Origin of the sequence: Deinococcus radiopugnans ATCC 19172, from assembly GCF_006335125.1 — a bacterium.
Classification (GTDB): Bacteria; Deinococcota; Deinococci; order Deinococcales; family Deinococcaceae; genus Deinococcus; species Deinococcus radiopugnans.
In genome coordinates, this window is record NZ_VDMO01000006.1 from 110,172 (window position 1) to 124,005 (window position 13,834).

Sequence of the window (13,834 nt, forward strand, 5' to 3'; positions counted from 1 at the left end):
CTACTTCAGCGCCCGTACAGCCTCGATCAGGGTGTCGTTCTCGGCAGGCGTGCCGATGCCGACGCGCAGGCACCCCTCCAGCCCGGTCAGGCGGTCCTGGCGGCGGGTCACGATGCCGTGATCGATCAGGTGGCGGTACGCGACCTCAGCGTCCGGGGTCCGCAGCAGGAAGAAGTTGGCGCGGCTGGGCATGGCCTGACAGGTGGGGTGGTCCGCCAGCGCGGCCAGCACCCGCTCCCGCTCGGCCACGCCCTCCGCAACACGCTGACGCACATAGCCGGGATTCTCCAGAGCCACTTCCAGCGCCGCCTGGGTCAGCACGTTGATGTTGAAGGCCGGAACCAGCTTCTGAAGCTGCATGGCCAGATCGGCCCCGGCCAGCGCGTACCCGGCCCGCAGCCCGGCCAGCCCCCAGGCCTTGGAGAAGGTCCGCAGGCTCAGGGCATTGGGGTGCCGGCGCACCAGATCGCGGCCATCGGTGTCGCTGTACTGGTAGTACGCCTCGTCCAGCACCACCACCCACTCCCCGGCGGCGTCCATCAGCTCGCGCACGCGGTCCATGTCTTCCACATGGCCGGTCGGCGCGTGCGGCTGGGTGATGTACAGCACGCCGGGGCGCTGGCGCTGGAGTTCGACTTTCAGGCGGTCCACCGGCAGGGAAAAGTCCGGGTTCAGCGGCACCTGGACCAGCCTGGCACCCAGCATCTTGGCCTCCAGGGTGTAGACGCTGAAGGTGGGATCGACGGTCAGCACGGTCTGCTCGATGCCCGCCAGTTCGGTCAGCAGCTTGATCAGCACGTTGCTGCCGGGGGTGACCACCACGCCGCGTGCGTCCCAGCCCTCGTATTCGGCAATCTTCGCGGCCAGGGTGTCGGCGTGCAGGTCCGGATAGCGGTTCCAGGGCTGCGCCAGCATGCGCTCGGCGGCCCGGGCCTTCAGCTCGGCGGGAAAGTCGTAGGGGTTCTCGTTCTGGTCGAGCTTGATCGGCACCTGAATGGGACTGAAGGGATACGCCGGGACGGCCAGAACAGCGGGCCGCACGCCCACAGGCGCGCCTGCGACAGAAGGGTTGGAGGTCATGCCCTGTGTTCTACCATCCGGCCCACCGCCTTGCAGTGTGGGCGTCCACAGGAACCAAACGCCCGTTAGGCGGCGTGCTAGGCTGCGGGCGAATGGGCCTGTCTCCGCGCCTCCCTTCCCGATCATGACTGAAACTGCCAAACCCCGCCGCGCCCAGATTCTCGATTCCGCCAGCCGCCTGTTTTCCGAACGCGGCTACCACGCCACGAGCATGCGCGACCTGGCCGGCGATCTGGGCATGCAGGGCGGCAGCCTGTACGCGCACATCAGCGGCAAGGAAGAACTGCTGATCGAGATCGTGAACGTGGCCTCGCGGCAGTTCGACGAGGCGCTGTTCACCCTGCGCGGCGTCCAGATGCCCGCCGACGAGAAGCTGCGCGAGGCGATGCACCGCCACATCCGCGTGGTGGCCGACAACATGGACAGCGCCACCGTGTTCTTTCACGAATGGAAGCACCTATCGCCCGAGGCCTACGCCCGCGTGACCGGGTGGCGTGACAGCATCGACGCCTTCTACCGCGAGCTGATCACGCGCGGCATCCAGGAGGGTGTGTTCCGCGCCGATCTGGACCCGCGCATGACCGCGTATCTGGTGCTGTCCGCCGTGAACTGGGCCTACACCTGGTACCGTCCCGGCGGGCCGCTGACCCCGCGTGACGTGGCCGACAGCTTCGCCGACATGCTCCTGAGCGGGTTGAGGTCCGAGCCATGAGCCACCCCACTGTCACCGTCCCGATTCGTCAGGCCCTGAAGTACGCCCAGGGCCGCGCCGAGAAATTCGGGCGCACCCAGCAGCTGGAAATCGGCGCAGACCTGTTTATCCGCATCGCGCCCGGCGGCCGCAAATTCCTGCTGTTCTGCCTGGACGACGAGCCGCAGCGCGCCGTGGCCGAGGCGATTGCCTCTACCCTGGCCCTCCGAAACCCCGAATACGGCTGGCACCAGGGCCAGACCCTGCGCTCGCTGACCGTGATCGAGGAAGGGGCGGCGGACGTGCCCGAAAGCGGGCCGGGCGAGGCGGAAGACGGCGTCTAGCGCCCTATCCCCGGCCCAGCAAAGGCCAGCCGCAAAGCATTGAACATCTTTGCGGCTGGCCTTTTCAACGTTCAGTCGGTGCGTCCTCTACGCCAGACTGCCGTTGCCCATCACACCCGTCGCAATCAGCACCAGGATCAGCGCGCCCACCACCACGCGGTAGACGGCGAAGCCTTTGAAGTTGTTGGTGGAGATGAAGCGCAGCAGCCAGCCGATGGCCAGGTACGCCACCACGAAGCTGACCGCCGCGCCCAGCACGACATTAATCACGCCGATCTGGGCCAGGATGTCGCGGCTCTGGATAAAGTCCAGCAGCGCCGCGCCGCCCAGCGTGGGCACACCCAGGTAAAAGCTGAATTTGGTGGCGGTGGGCCGGTCCAGCCCCAGCACCATGCCGCCCAGAATACTACTGGCGCTGCGCGAGAAGCCCGGCCACAGCAGCGCCAGACACTGGATCGTGCCGATCAGCAGCGACTTGCGGACGCCGATGGTTTCGATGTCGTGGATGACAGGGGTGGCCTTGCGGCTCTCCACCAGCCACATCACCACGCCGCCCACGATCAGCGCCCAGGCCACCACGCTGGGGCGGAACAGGTTGGCCTTGATGACGTCGCCGAACAGCAGGCCCAGAATCACGGCCGGGATACACGCCACCACCACGCCCAGCCACAGCGTCTGCTGGGACTTGTCCGTGCCGATGTGCCGGATTTTCAGGAAGTCGCGCCAGTAGTACGCCAGCACCGCCAGAATCGCGCCGCCCTGAATCACCACCTCGAAGGTGTTTTTCACGTCCGCCGGCCACGGCACCCCCAGCAGGTTGCCGGTCAGGATCAGGTGGCCTGTCGAGCTGATCGGAAGAAATTCGGTGATGCCCTCGACAATGCCGTACACAATCGCGTAAAACCAATCCATAACCGACAGAGTGTAAGGCCTGTCACGCAGGCCGGCGCGTCGCCCGAAAGATGCAGACTGAGGCTGTGAACTTTGCGCCCCATCTGGCACGCTGGAACCTGCAGCCCGACGGCGAGGCCATCCATACCCCCAGCAGCGACCTGTTGCCGGTCAGACACGGGGAACGGACGGCCATGCTCAAACTTGCCCACGACCCCGAGGAACGCCGGGGCAACGCGGTGATGGCCTGGTGGGCCGGACGCGGCGCGGCCCAGGTCTACGCGCACGACGGCGCGGCCCTGCTGATGGAGCGGTTGGACGTTCGCCCTTCTCTGCTGGACATGGCCGCCGCCGGGCAGGACGACGAGGCGACGAGAATTCTGTGTCAGGCAGCGGCCCGGTTGCCCCGCGCCCGGCCCTGGCCTGAACTGCCCATGCTGCGGCGCTGGTTCCGGTCATTGGAGACCGTGGCCCCGGCGGCGGGCGGCGTCTTCGCCACGGCCCTGTCCACAGCACACGCCCTGTTGGACGCCCCGCAAGAGGTGGGCGTGCTGCACGGCGATATTCATCATCAGAATCTGCTGCACCGCCCGGCGCGCGGCTGGCTGTTCATCGATCCCAAGGGCATCCTCGGCGAGCGCGGCTTCGATTACGCCAACATCCTGTGCAACCCCGATCTGGAGACGGTGGCCGCGCCGGGCCGACTGGTGCGGCAGGCCCACATCATTTCCAAGACGGCGACGCTGGAGCTGGGGCGCGTGCTGCGCTGGACGCTGGCCTACGCGGGCCTGTCCGCCGCGTGGCATCTGGAGGACGGCGAGGACGAACTGGCCCGGACCACGTTGGAGGTGGCGCGGATTGCGGCGGCGGAACTGGGCCTGCCCGGCTGAGCCAAGTATGGTTCATACGTACAAAAAACAGCCCACGCTTGCGCGCAGGCCATCTGGTTTTCCGTGACGTGCAGGTGGGCAGACGCCACACCCGCAGCCCCGACTTACTTGATGCTGCCGTTCAGGCCGTTAGGGTAGAACCCGCCCTTGCTCGCGCCGGGGGCCAGATACACGATGTTTAGCACCTCGCGGGTGCTGCGGCCATAGGCCACGCCATTCTTGTCGGCGGGGGCGAACACAGCGTTGCCGGCGTTGTCGGTCAGGCCCATGTCCTTGCCGCCGCCCACCTTGCCGCGCAGGTTGCTGATGGCCTGCACGACCTGACCCACGTATAGCCCCGCCGCCGCCGTGATCTGGCGCTGCTGGTACAGCATGGTGCGGATCGCGCCGCCGTGGTAGGCCTCGACGGCCAGGATGCCGGCGGCGGCCTGAAGGTACGCCGGGTTGGTGATCAGCGTGGCCGCGCCGTTGTAGGCGGTGACGCCCACATCCTCGAAGATGAACGCGCCGTGCAGGAAGAACAGATCGTTGGCGTAGGGATTGAAGCCGGTGATGGCCCCGCCGCTGGCCGCGCTGCCCGCCGCCCTGAACGCGGCGTCGAGGTCAATCACCGGGCGCATCACGGCGCCTTTGCCCAGCGCGCCGTGCAGGAACTTGACGTGCGACAGTTCGTCCTCGGCAATGTCGTTCGCCATGGCCTGCACGGTGCTGTCCTTGAACTGCATGCCGCGCGCCATGTCCAGCCCCGCAGGCAGGCGGATGGCCGCGTCGCCGCCGATCTTCTTCAGCTCGCCCAGCCGGCCCACGGCCGCCAGATAGAAGGCCGCTTCCAGGTATTCCAGGTTCAGGGCGAAGTTCAGCACGTCGCCGTCGATGTTTTTAGCGGGAGCAGCCAGCGCGGGGGCGGCGAGGCCCGTCTTTTCAGCAAAACCGAGGGCGGCCATGCCCAGGCCCGCCTTGCCCAGAAAGCCCAGGGCGGCGCGGCGGTTGAGGGTGGTGGGGGCGTTCTGATCGGTGTCGTTGTGGGTCATGGCGGTGCTCCTTGGGGACAAGAGGGCGGGACGGGACAGCGCGCCGGGGCGTGTCCTGAGCGGATGGAGCGCGGGAGGGATGGTGGAAGCCTTCGGTCTCTCGGAACTCATCCGGGTATATGCGGCGCCCTCCCAAGTGGATCAGGGGAGGGCCAAACATGAACGCCGCATGAAGGCCTGCCACCTCGCTAGAGTGGGCGCATGACCGCCTCCCCCACCCTGTTCGAGCGCATCATCGCCCGCGAGATTCCCAGCGACATCGTGTACGAGGACGACGACTACATCGCCATCCGCGACATTGCACCCAAGGCGCCGATTCACCTGCTGGTGATTCCCAAACGGGTCAGCGCCCGCCTGGACGAGATCACCGACGCCGCCGAGATGGGCCGGCTGTGGCTGACCGCCGTGAAGGTGGCCCGGCAGCACGCCGCCGACTACCGCCTGCTGGTCAACTCCGGCGAGAAGGGTGGGCAGGTGGTCTTCCACACCCACATCCACATCCTGGCCGGCTGGGAACACGGTCCGGACAGTGACACCTGATGTCCGGTTCTCCCTTTGAGGCCATCCTCTTCGATCTGGACGGCGTGCTGGTGGACAGCGAGTTGCAGGCGAACACCGTCTGGGTGGGGTTGCTGGCCGAGCATGGGCTGGACATCGACCTGCCCACCTTCATGGCGAACGCGGTGGGCGGCACGCACGCGGTGCTGTTCGAGTGGCTGCGGCGCGAGTACGGTTGGACGCGCCCCGACACCTTCATTCCCGAGATGGACGCCCGCCTTTACGAGGCCTTCGGCAGCACGCAGGCCATCGAGGGTGCGGCCCGCACGCTGGACCTGCTGTGGGCGGCGGGCCTGCCCTTCGCCGTCGCCAGCAACAGCCAGCGCGGCCGCCTGAAGCGCAAGCTGGAGGCGTCGGGGCTGGCCCCGCTGGTGGGAGAACACGCCTACGATCCGGCGCATGTGGGCGGACGCGGCAAGCCTGCCCCGGATCTGTACGCCCACGCCGCCGCACAGCTGGGCGCGGACATCGCCCGCTGCCTGGTGATCGAGGACAGCGTGACCGGCCTGAGCGCGGGCGTCGCTGCCGGGGCCACCGCCTGGGGCCTGCTGGCCGGGGGCCACGTTCACCCCGACAACGCCGCCCAGCTGACCAGGGCCGGGGCCGGACGCATTCTGCGGACGCATGAGGAATTGCAGGGGGCGCTGGAGCTGGACCGGCGCCTCCTGCGTCAGCCTCACTCATAGCTCCCGTCCAGGGACCGGGGAAAGTTGTGCTGTTCCGTGCATCCTGAAGCAAATCTCAATTTTTCGCTGCTGCCCCGGCACACGCGCCTACACTGCGCCCCATGTGGATGAATCTGCTGCTGGCCTTTATCCCGATCAGCCTGCTGCTGGAGTGGGTCTTTCAGGCCCCGCCACTGTGGGTCTTTGCCACGGCCACCATTGCCATTATTCCGCTGGCCGACTGGTTGCGAAAGGGCACCGAGCAGATCGCGGCGCGGGCCGGGCAGACCATCGGCGGCCTTCTCAGCGTGACCTTCGGCAATCTGGCCGAGCTGATCATCGCCATCTTCGTGCTGCTGGGCGGCAACACGGTGGTGGTCAAGGCGCAGATCACCGGCAGCATCATCGGCAACGCCCTGCTGGGGCTGGGCCTCGCCATCCTGATCGGCAGTTTTGGGCGCAACCGGCAGAAATTCAACCGCGACAACGCCGGGCAGCTCAATTCCATGCTGTTTCTGGTGGTGATCGCCCTGCTGATTCCGGCGCTGTTCGACTACACCGAACGTCTGCCGGACTTCCTGGCGGGCAGCGCGGCGGCGCGGACCAATCTGGACGAATACCTCAGCCTGAGCGTGGCCGTCGTGTTGATCGCCGTCTACGGCCTGAATCTGGTGTATACGCTGGTGACCCACAAGGACGTATTCGCCCTGAACGATCAGGAGGGCGAGACAGGACCGGAGCACAGCGAGACACCCTGGCCCCTGTGGCAGGTGGCGGGCGTCATGCTGGGCGGCACGGCCCTGATCGCCGTGGAATCCGAGCTGCTGTCCGGCGCGCTGGAGGCCACCAGCGCCCAGCTGGGCCTCAGCCCGTTTTTCCTGGGGATCATCGTGCTGGCGGTGGTCGGCAACTTCGCCGAGTATCTGGCTGCCAGCTACTTTGCGCGGCGCGGTCAGCTGGGGCTGTCGGTCAACATCGTGGTGGGCGGGACCATTCAGGTGGCGCTGTTCACCGCCCCGGTGCTGGTGATCATCTCCTACCTGATCGGCCAGCCGATGAATCTGGTCTTTTCCAGTCCGCTGGAACTCGTGGCGATTGTGGCGGTGGCCCTGACCGTGACCACCGTGACCAAGGACGGCGAGGCCACCTGGTTCGAGGGCGTGCTGCTGCTGAGCGTATACCTGCTGCTGGCGCTGGCCTTCTTCTTCGTCACGCCCCGGATGGAGGGCGGGGCGACCGCTGTAACCGCTCCTGCGCCCACCGCCAGTTCGTCCAGCCTTCCTGTCCACCCACCGCTCCTCAGACTCTAAACTCGCGCCCATGAGCCATTCGTTTACCCCTGAACGTCCGCTGCGCGTCGCCGTGATCGGCAGCGGCCCCAGCGGCGTGTATGCCGCCGAGGCCCTGATCAAGCAGACGCAGATTCCCGCCGAGGTGGACGTGTTCGACCGCCTGCCCACCCCCTATGGGCTGGTGCGCTACGGCGTCGCCCCGGATCACCTGACCATCAAGAGCGTGACCAGGGGCTTCGAAAAGACCTTCAGCGATCCGCGCGTGCGCTTTCTGGGCAACGTGGAGTTCGGCAAGGATCTGACCCACGCTGACCTCAAGGCCCACTACGACGCCGTCATGTACACCGTGGGGGCCAGCGGGGACCGCCGCCTGGGCATTCCCGGCGAAGACCTGAGCGGTTCCATGAGCGCCACCGAATTCGTGGCGTGGTACAACGGCCACCCCGACGCCGCCGCCCGCGAGATGGTGCTGAGTGCGACCGGCGTGGCGGTGGTGGGCGTGGGCAACGTGGCGCTGGACGTCAGCCGCATCCTGCTCAAGACGGTGGACGAACTGCGCGAATCCGACATCGCCCCGCACGCGCTGGAGGTGCTGGACGGCAGCCCGGTCAAGGACGTATGGATTCTGGGCCGGCGCGGCCCTGTCCAGGCCAAGTTCACCACCAAGGAGCTGCGCGAGTTCGGCGAGCTGTCCGATGCCGAGCCGGTGGTGCGCCCCGAGGAGATCACGGTGGACGAGGAGGCCGAGGCCGCCCTGACCGACAACGTGGTCAAGAAGAATCTGGAGGTGATCCGCGACTTCGCGGGCCGCACGCCGCAAGGCAAGCCGCGCCGCGTTCACCTGCGCTTTCTGGTGTCTCCGGTGGAGATTCTGGGCGACGAGGACGGCAACGTCTGTGGCCTGAAGATCGAGCGCAACACGCTGGACGCGGGCGGAAACGCGGTGGGCACCGGGGAAACCGAGGTGCTGCCGGTGCAGCTGGTGCTGCGCTCGGTGGGCTACCGGGGCGTGGCGCTGCCGGACGTGCCCTTCGACGAGAAACGCGGCGTCATTCCCAACACCGAAGGGCGGGTGGAGGGCCGTGCGGGCGAGTACACCTCCGGCTGGATCAAGCGCGGCCCCAGCGGCGTGATCGGCACCAACCGCAAGGACGCCACCGACACCGTGGCCGGGCTGATCGCCGACGCGGGGGCCGGGGCACTGCCCGCCGCCGAACACGCCCGCCGCGCCGACATCGACGCCCTGCTACAACAGCGTGGCGTGGACGTGTACACCTTCGCCGACTGGCAGGCGCTGGACACCCACGAGCAGGCGCAGGGCCAGGCCCAGGGCCGCCCGCGCGCCAAGGTGGTGCACAAGCACGAGATGCTGGGGCACCGGCAGAAATAAACCTTCAGCGATAGCGGCGGGCGGGCATTCGTCTCCGCCCGCTTTGCCATACTTTGCCGGTGAACGTGCACCCCTCCGACCTGCTGGTGATCGGCGCCGGCCCCGCCGGACTGCACGCGGCCTTCTACGCGGCGTGGCGCGGCCTGCGGGTGCGGGTACTGGAGGCGCGGGGCGAGGCAGGCGGCCAGCTGAGCGCCCTGTATCCCGACAAACGCGTGTACGACGTACCGGGGTTGCCGGGAGCGCGGGCGGCCCAGGTGATTGAGGGTTTGAGGAGGCAACTGGACAGGCTGGACGTGGATGTGCGCCTGAACACGGTGGCCCGCACGCTGGAACGGGCAGGTGACAGCTGGAGCGTCGGCACCGACCGGGACACGTTCACGGCAGGTGCGGTGATTCTGGCGGCGGGCCTGGGTGCGCTGTTGCCCCGCGCGGCCCGTGTTCCCGGCGTGGAGGCGCACCCCGACGTGCGAACAGACCTCCCCGATCCCGCCGAGATGGCCGGACGTCGCGTGCTGATCGTGGGTGGCGTGCCGCAGGCGGCGAGGGCGGCCCTGGAACTTGCAGCGGCTGGCGCAACGGTCACCCTGACCCACAGCCGGGCGTTGTTCCGGGGCGATCCGACCACGCTGGGTGGGCTGGAAACTGCGCGGGTACATGGACAGCTCGAAGTGCTGGCCCCCGCTCAACTCCTCACGCTCACGCCGGATGGAGCCGATCTGGAGGCAGGCGGGAGTCTGCGGGGAGTTCAGGCCGACACCGTGCTGATCCTGGGCGGCTACCTGCCCGATCTGTCCCCCGTCCAATCCTGGCCGCTGGACTGGCGCGGCGAGTACGTCCCGGACGGTCCCGGCGGCCGCACCGCGCTGGACGGCGTGTACGTGGTGGGCGATCTGGCAGCGTCGGGGGGCGATTTCAAGCTGATCTCGGTGGGACTGGCCCAGGCGGCCATTGCGGCCAACCACGCCGCGCACCACGTCCGCCCCGAGCTGCGCGTCAGACCGGGCCACAGCAGCGAGAAGCGCTGACAGGCCGGGGATGCAGACCCGCTGCGCTAACCCCTCCCCGCACCCTGCACGCCCGCCGCCTCCAGCAGGCCCACCAGTCCAAGCGCGAAGCCGTCGTTCAGTCTGGCCCACTCGGGGGGAAAGGGTTGGGTCCGGGTCACGTCGTTGGGCACGACCACCAGCCGCATTCCAGCGGCCACAGCGGCCAGTCCCCCGTTCAGGCTGTCCTCCACCGCCAGACAGTCCCCGGCGCGCAGACCCAGTCGCTGGGCGGCCAGCACGTACAGTTCCGGGTCCGGCTTGACGCGCCGCACGTCGTCGCGGGTACACAGCACCATGAACAGGTTCAGCAACCCGTGCTGCTCCAGCCAGCGCGTCACCCAGCGGCGGTCACTGCTGGTCGCCAGCGCCAGCGGCCACCCGGCGGCGTGCAGCCCCTCCAGCACCCCCCGCACGCCGGGCCGCAGGTCCTGCTCGCCGATGTCGGCCACAATCCGGTCGTGCAATTCAGCGTGGACACTCTCGCGGTCGGCCTGAACCTCTTCCGGCAACCCGGCCCACGGATCGAATGCCCCCCAGGTGCCGATGCCGCGCTGCCAGTCGGTCAGCGCCAGTTCGCGTCCGTGCTGGCGGTACAGCTGCTGCCATTGCAGGAACTCGCGGGTCTCGGTGTCCAGAATCGTGCCGTCGAAATCGAAGACGACGGCACGCAGCTCACCGGCAGAGGAACCAGAGGAAGGACACATGTACAGCAGTCTACTGGGGAAGCGCCTGGCGCGGCTTAAGCGGCACTTCAGACGGCTCTGTGCTTAGCCGGCGGCCGGTGTTCAGGGCCGGCACCCCGGCCCATCTTACTGACATTGTGAAGCATTTAACCTACAGTGGAGCGGTGCAGGAACTGTCCACCCCTCAGCTGCTGGAATCGCGCACGCCGCTGGCCGAACGGGGCGGCGTCGTGAGCGAGTCGGCGCGGTGGAACGGCCGGTCGGTGTTCGTGAAAACCCTGGTGGTGGACGATCCCGACGCACACGCCCGCTTTCACCATGAGGGCCGGGTGGCCGCCTCCCTGAACCATCCGGGGATCGTGCCGCTGCTGGCGACCACGCCCACCCAGCTGATCTTTCCCTTCGTGGAGGGCGGCACCCTGCGCGAGCGGCTGGAGCGCGGGGTTCTGGACGTGCCGCAGGCCACCGAGGTCGTGACGGGCCTGCTGTGCGCCGTGTTGTACCTGCACAGTCAGGGCGTGACCCACCAGGACCTGAAGCCCGAGAATGTCCTGCTGCAGGACGGGCAGGCCTCCTGGAACGCGGTGAGAATCATCGACTTCGGCATGAGCCATGCCCGGCATGTGCCGCTGGACATCCACAGCGGCACCCGCATGGGCACGCCGCATTTCATGGCCCCGGAGCAGTTCTACGGCATGCGCGGCGACGTCCGCAGCGACCTGTACTCGGTGGGCGTGCTGCTGTTCGACTGCCTCGCGGGCACCCCGCCCTACGCGGACGCCCTGGGCTGGCTGGCGGGCCTCCACACCAACCGCGCCGAATTGCCCGGCCCGGAGGCGCTGCACCCGCTGCTGCGCTGCGCGCTGTCCCGTGACCCGGCGCAGCGGCCCCACAGCGCCGCGGCCATGTTGCACCACCTGTGTCTGGCCCGGCAGACGCTGGGCCTGCCGCCCCTGCGCGGACTGCCACTGGCAGAGCACGGGACACCGGCCCAGGGTCCGGGTTCCGGCACGGCCGGGGACGGCTGCGGCCCATGACCCTGCTGGCCTTTACCGGCAACCGCTTCCTGGCGGAAGAAGCCCTGCGCGAGACCCTGACCCGGCGGGGCCTGAATCCGCGCGAACTGCCCCGGCTGGGCGGTGACGACGTCAACCCCCAGACCCTGGGGCCGCACCTGTCGCCCGGCCTGTTCGGCGACGGCGGCGTAATTGTGGACTTCGAAGGCGTCAAACCCGACAAGGCGCTGCTGGAACTGCTGGCGGGCGCGGCGGTCACGGTGGCCGTGCTGGACGAGACGGCCCCGGCCACGCGCAGCAAGCTGTATCAGGCGCGCGGCGAGCAGATCGTCTCGGCGGCGCCCAGCAAGCCCGGCGAGGTCACCGGCTGGGTGGTGCAGTACGCCAGGAAGCAGGGGCTGCCGCTGGACCGGGACGCCGCCGCCTACCTGGCCGAGGTCTTCGGGGCCGATCTGGCGGGCATCGCGGGCGAGCTGACCAAGCTGGCACTGCTGGACGGCCCGCACACCCGCGAGGCCGTGCAGCGTGTGGTGGGCCGCGAGCCCCCCGGCGACAGCTTTGCCATGCTGGGCGCGGCGACGGCGGGCCGCCCCGGCGAGGCGGTGGGGCAGCTGCGCCGCCTGCTGGCCTCCGGCGAGGATCCCTTCAAGCTGATGGGCGCGGTGGTCTGGCAGTACAGCCTGGTGGCCCGCTGCGTGGCGCTGCTGCAGGAGGAAGGCCGGGTCACCGAGGCGGCGGCGGCCCAGCGCCTGGGCGTCAAGCCGTACCCGGCCAAGAAGGCGCTGGACGTGGCCCGCCGGCTCAACGAGGCGAAAATCCGCGCCCATCTGGCCCGCATCCTGGACGCCGATCTGGCCATGAAACGCGGGCTGGACGCCGGGGTCACGCTGGAGCGCCTGATCGTGCAACTGAGCGTGTAGCGTGCCGGGACAACCTGCATCCGGGCGAAGCATGATCGGCATAGGCAGACGTGGCGACGGCGTGGGGACACGTCAGCCGCAGCGAACTGGTAGAATTGAACCGAGTCTAATTTGCCCCACCCCTCACCCAGCCTCTTGCCCCAAGGAGTGTCCCGCATGGATTTCACCCTGAACGACGAACAGCGCCAGCTGCAGCAACTTGCCCGCGACTTTGCCCGCAAGGAGATCATCCCGATTGCCGCCGAGTACGACCGCCGTGAGGAGCTGCCGTGGCAGGTGGTCGAGAAAGCCTTCGAAGTGGGACTGCTGAACCCCACCATCCCTGAACACGCGGGCGGCCTGGGCCTGGGCATGTTCGACGAATGTCTGATCGGCGAGGAACTGGCCTACGGCTGCATGGGCATCTACACCGTGCTGATGGCCTCCGAGTTGGGCATCGCCCCGATCCTGATCGGCGGCACCGAGGAGCAGCAGGCCCGCTTCCTGGGGCCGCTGACCGAGAAGGCCGGGCTGGCGGCGTTTGCCCTGTCCGAACCCGGCAACGGCTCGGACGCGGCGGGCATGGCGACGACTGTACGCGACGACGGCGACGCCTGGATTCTGAACGGCACCAAGATGTGGATCAGCAACGGCGGCGTGGCCGAGTTCAACGTGGTGTTCGCCACCACCGACAAGCAGGGCGGCCACCGCGCCACCGTGGCCCTGGTGGTGCCCAAAGACGCCCCCGGCTTCAGCCACCACAAGATCGGGCACAAGATGGGCCAGCGCGCGAGCCTGACCAGCGAACTGGTGTTCGAGGACGTGCGCGTGCCCAAGGAAAACCAGCTGGGCGGCCTGGGCGACGGCTTCAAGATCGCCATGAAGACGCTGGACAAGACCCGCATTCCGGTGGCCGCCGGCTCGGTGGGCATTGCCCGCCGCGCGATGGAAGAGAGCCTCAAGTACGCCAAGGAGCGCGAGGCCTTCGGCAAGCCGATCACCGAATTCCAGGCCATCCAGTTCAAGCTGGCCGAGATGGCGATGGGCATCGAAACGGGCCGCCTGATGTACCAGAAGGCCGCGTGGCTGGTGGATCAGGGCCAACCGCACGGCTTCGAGAGCGCGATTGCCAAGGCGTACTGCTCGGAAATGGCCTTCAGCGCCGCCAACGAGGGCATCCAGATTCACGGCGGCTACGGCTACGTCGGCGAGTACCCGGTAGAGAAGCTGCTGCGCGACGTCAAGCTGAACATGATCTACGAGGGCACCAACGAGATCCAGCGCGTGGTCATCGCGCGAAACCTGCTGAAGTAGCGCCGCCCCCGCCGGCCCCCTCCCCTGTCCGGCGGAGGGGG

15 protein-coding genes are annotated in these 13,834 nt (G+C 68.2%); 11 read left to right on the forward strand and 4 right to left on the reverse strand.

The features are described 5' to 3' along the window. Positions 1-1,080, reverse strand: coding sequence for a pyridoxal phosphate-dependent aminotransferase (locus FHR04_RS07015; RefSeq protein WP_139401955.1), 1,080 nt, complete (start codon positions 1,078-1,080; stop codon positions 1-3). A 124-nt stretch (positions 1,081-1,204) separates the two neighbouring features. Here FHR04_RS07015 and FHR04_RS07020 point away from each other — a divergent pair, with 124 nt between their 5' ends. Together FHR04_RS07020 and FHR04_RS07025 are read left to right on the forward strand one after the other, a co-directional pair. Further along, a complete protein-coding gene (locus FHR04_RS07020; RefSeq protein WP_039682647.1) occupies positions 1,205-1,792 on the forward strand; it encodes a TetR/AcrR family transcriptional regulator in 588 nt (195 codons plus the stop codon). Beyond that, on the forward strand, positions 1,789-2,115 hold the full coding sequence (locus tag FHR04_RS07025; protein WP_139401957.1) for a hypothetical protein: 327 nt from the start codon (positions 1,789-1,791) through the stop codon (positions 2,113-2,115). The genes FHR04_RS07020 and FHR04_RS07025 overlap by 4 nt, the downstream gene beginning before the upstream one ends. A gap of 87 nt (positions 2,116-2,202) precedes the next feature. Here FHR04_RS07025 and FHR04_RS07030 read toward each other — a convergent pair whose 3' ends face one another. After that, a complete protein-coding gene (locus FHR04_RS07030; protein ID WP_139401959.1) occupies positions 2,203-3,027 on the reverse strand; it encodes an undecaprenyl-diphosphate phosphatase in 825 nt (274 codons plus the stop codon). Positions 3,028-3,092: 65 nt separating this feature from the next. Between FHR04_RS07030 and FHR04_RS07035 the strand changes: the two genes are divergently transcribed. Then, complete coding sequence (locus FHR04_RS07035; RefSeq protein ID WP_249039014.1) at positions 3,093-3,896, forward strand: aminoglycoside phosphotransferase family protein; 804 nt, start codon at positions 3,093-3,095, stop codon at positions 3,894-3,896. A 104-nt stretch (positions 3,897-4,000) separates the two neighbouring features. Here the strand turns inward: FHR04_RS07035 and FHR04_RS07040 are convergent, their stop codons facing one another. After that, the gene (locus FHR04_RS07040; RefSeq protein ID WP_139401964.1) at positions 4,001-4,927 is read right to left on the reverse strand and encodes a ferritin-like domain-containing protein; all 927 of its coding nucleotides are present in this window, start codon (positions 4,925-4,927) and stop codon (positions 4,001-4,003) included. 201 nt (positions 4,928-5,128) lie between these two features. Here FHR04_RS07040 and FHR04_RS07045 point away from each other — a divergent pair, with 201 nt between their 5' ends. The 5 genes from FHR04_RS07045 to FHR04_RS07065 all read left to right on the forward strand — a co-directional run bounded on the left by FHR04_RS07045 (position 5,129) and on the right by FHR04_RS07065 (position 9,860). Further along, on the forward strand, positions 5,129-5,467 hold the full coding sequence (locus FHR04_RS07045) for a histidine triad nucleotide-binding protein (protein WP_039682636.1): 339 nt from the start codon (positions 5,129-5,131) through the stop codon (positions 5,465-5,467). Beyond that, a complete protein-coding gene (locus tag FHR04_RS07050; protein WP_139401966.1) occupies positions 5,467-6,171 on the forward strand; it encodes an HAD family hydrolase in 705 nt (234 codons plus the stop codon). Before FHR04_RS07045 ends, FHR04_RS07050 begins: the two co-directional genes overlap by 1 nt. 101 nt (positions 6,172-6,272) lie before the next feature. Further along, a complete protein-coding gene (gene cax, locus FHR04_RS07055) occupies positions 6,273-7,460 on the forward strand; it encodes a calcium/proton exchanger (protein WP_139401968.1) in 1,188 nt (395 codons plus the stop codon). Positions 7,461-7,470: 10 nt separating this feature from the next. Then, positions 7,471-8,832, forward strand: coding sequence for an NAD(P)-binding protein (locus FHR04_RS07060; RefSeq protein WP_139401970.1), 1,362 nt, complete (start codon positions 7,471-7,473; stop codon positions 8,830-8,832). A gap of 59 nt (positions 8,833-8,891) precedes the next feature. Continuing rightward, positions 8,892-9,860, forward strand: coding sequence for an NAD(P)/FAD-dependent oxidoreductase (locus FHR04_RS07065; protein ID WP_249039015.1), 969 nt, complete (start codon positions 8,892-8,894; stop codon positions 9,858-9,860). 26 nt (positions 9,861-9,886) lie between these two features. On the opposite strand, the gene FHR04_RS07070 is transcribed toward FHR04_RS07065, so the two are convergent. Next, complete coding sequence (locus FHR04_RS07070) at positions 9,887-10,585, reverse strand: HAD family hydrolase (protein WP_139401972.1); 699 nt, start codon at positions 10,583-10,585, stop codon at positions 9,887-9,889. A gap of 116 nt (positions 10,586-10,701) precedes the next feature. Between FHR04_RS07070 and FHR04_RS07075 the strand changes: the two genes are divergently transcribed. From FHR04_RS07075 to FHR04_RS07085, 3 genes are all read left to right on the forward strand, one after another. After that, positions 10,702-11,601, forward strand: coding sequence for a serine/threonine-protein kinase (locus FHR04_RS07075; protein ID WP_249039016.1), 900 nt, complete (start codon positions 10,702-10,704; stop codon positions 11,599-11,601). Continuing rightward, on the forward strand, positions 11,598-12,500 hold the full coding sequence (holA, locus tag FHR04_RS07080; RefSeq protein WP_139401974.1) for a DNA polymerase III subunit delta: 903 nt from the start codon (positions 11,598-11,600) through the stop codon (positions 12,498-12,500). Before FHR04_RS07075 ends, holA begins: the two co-directional genes overlap by 4 nt. A 156-nt stretch (positions 12,501-12,656) precedes the next feature. Continuing rightward, complete coding sequence (locus FHR04_RS07085; RefSeq protein ID WP_039682626.1) at positions 12,657-13,793, forward strand: acyl-CoA dehydrogenase family protein; 1,137 nt, start codon at positions 12,657-12,659, stop codon at positions 13,791-13,793. Positions 13,794-13,834 lie beyond the last annotated feature (41 nt).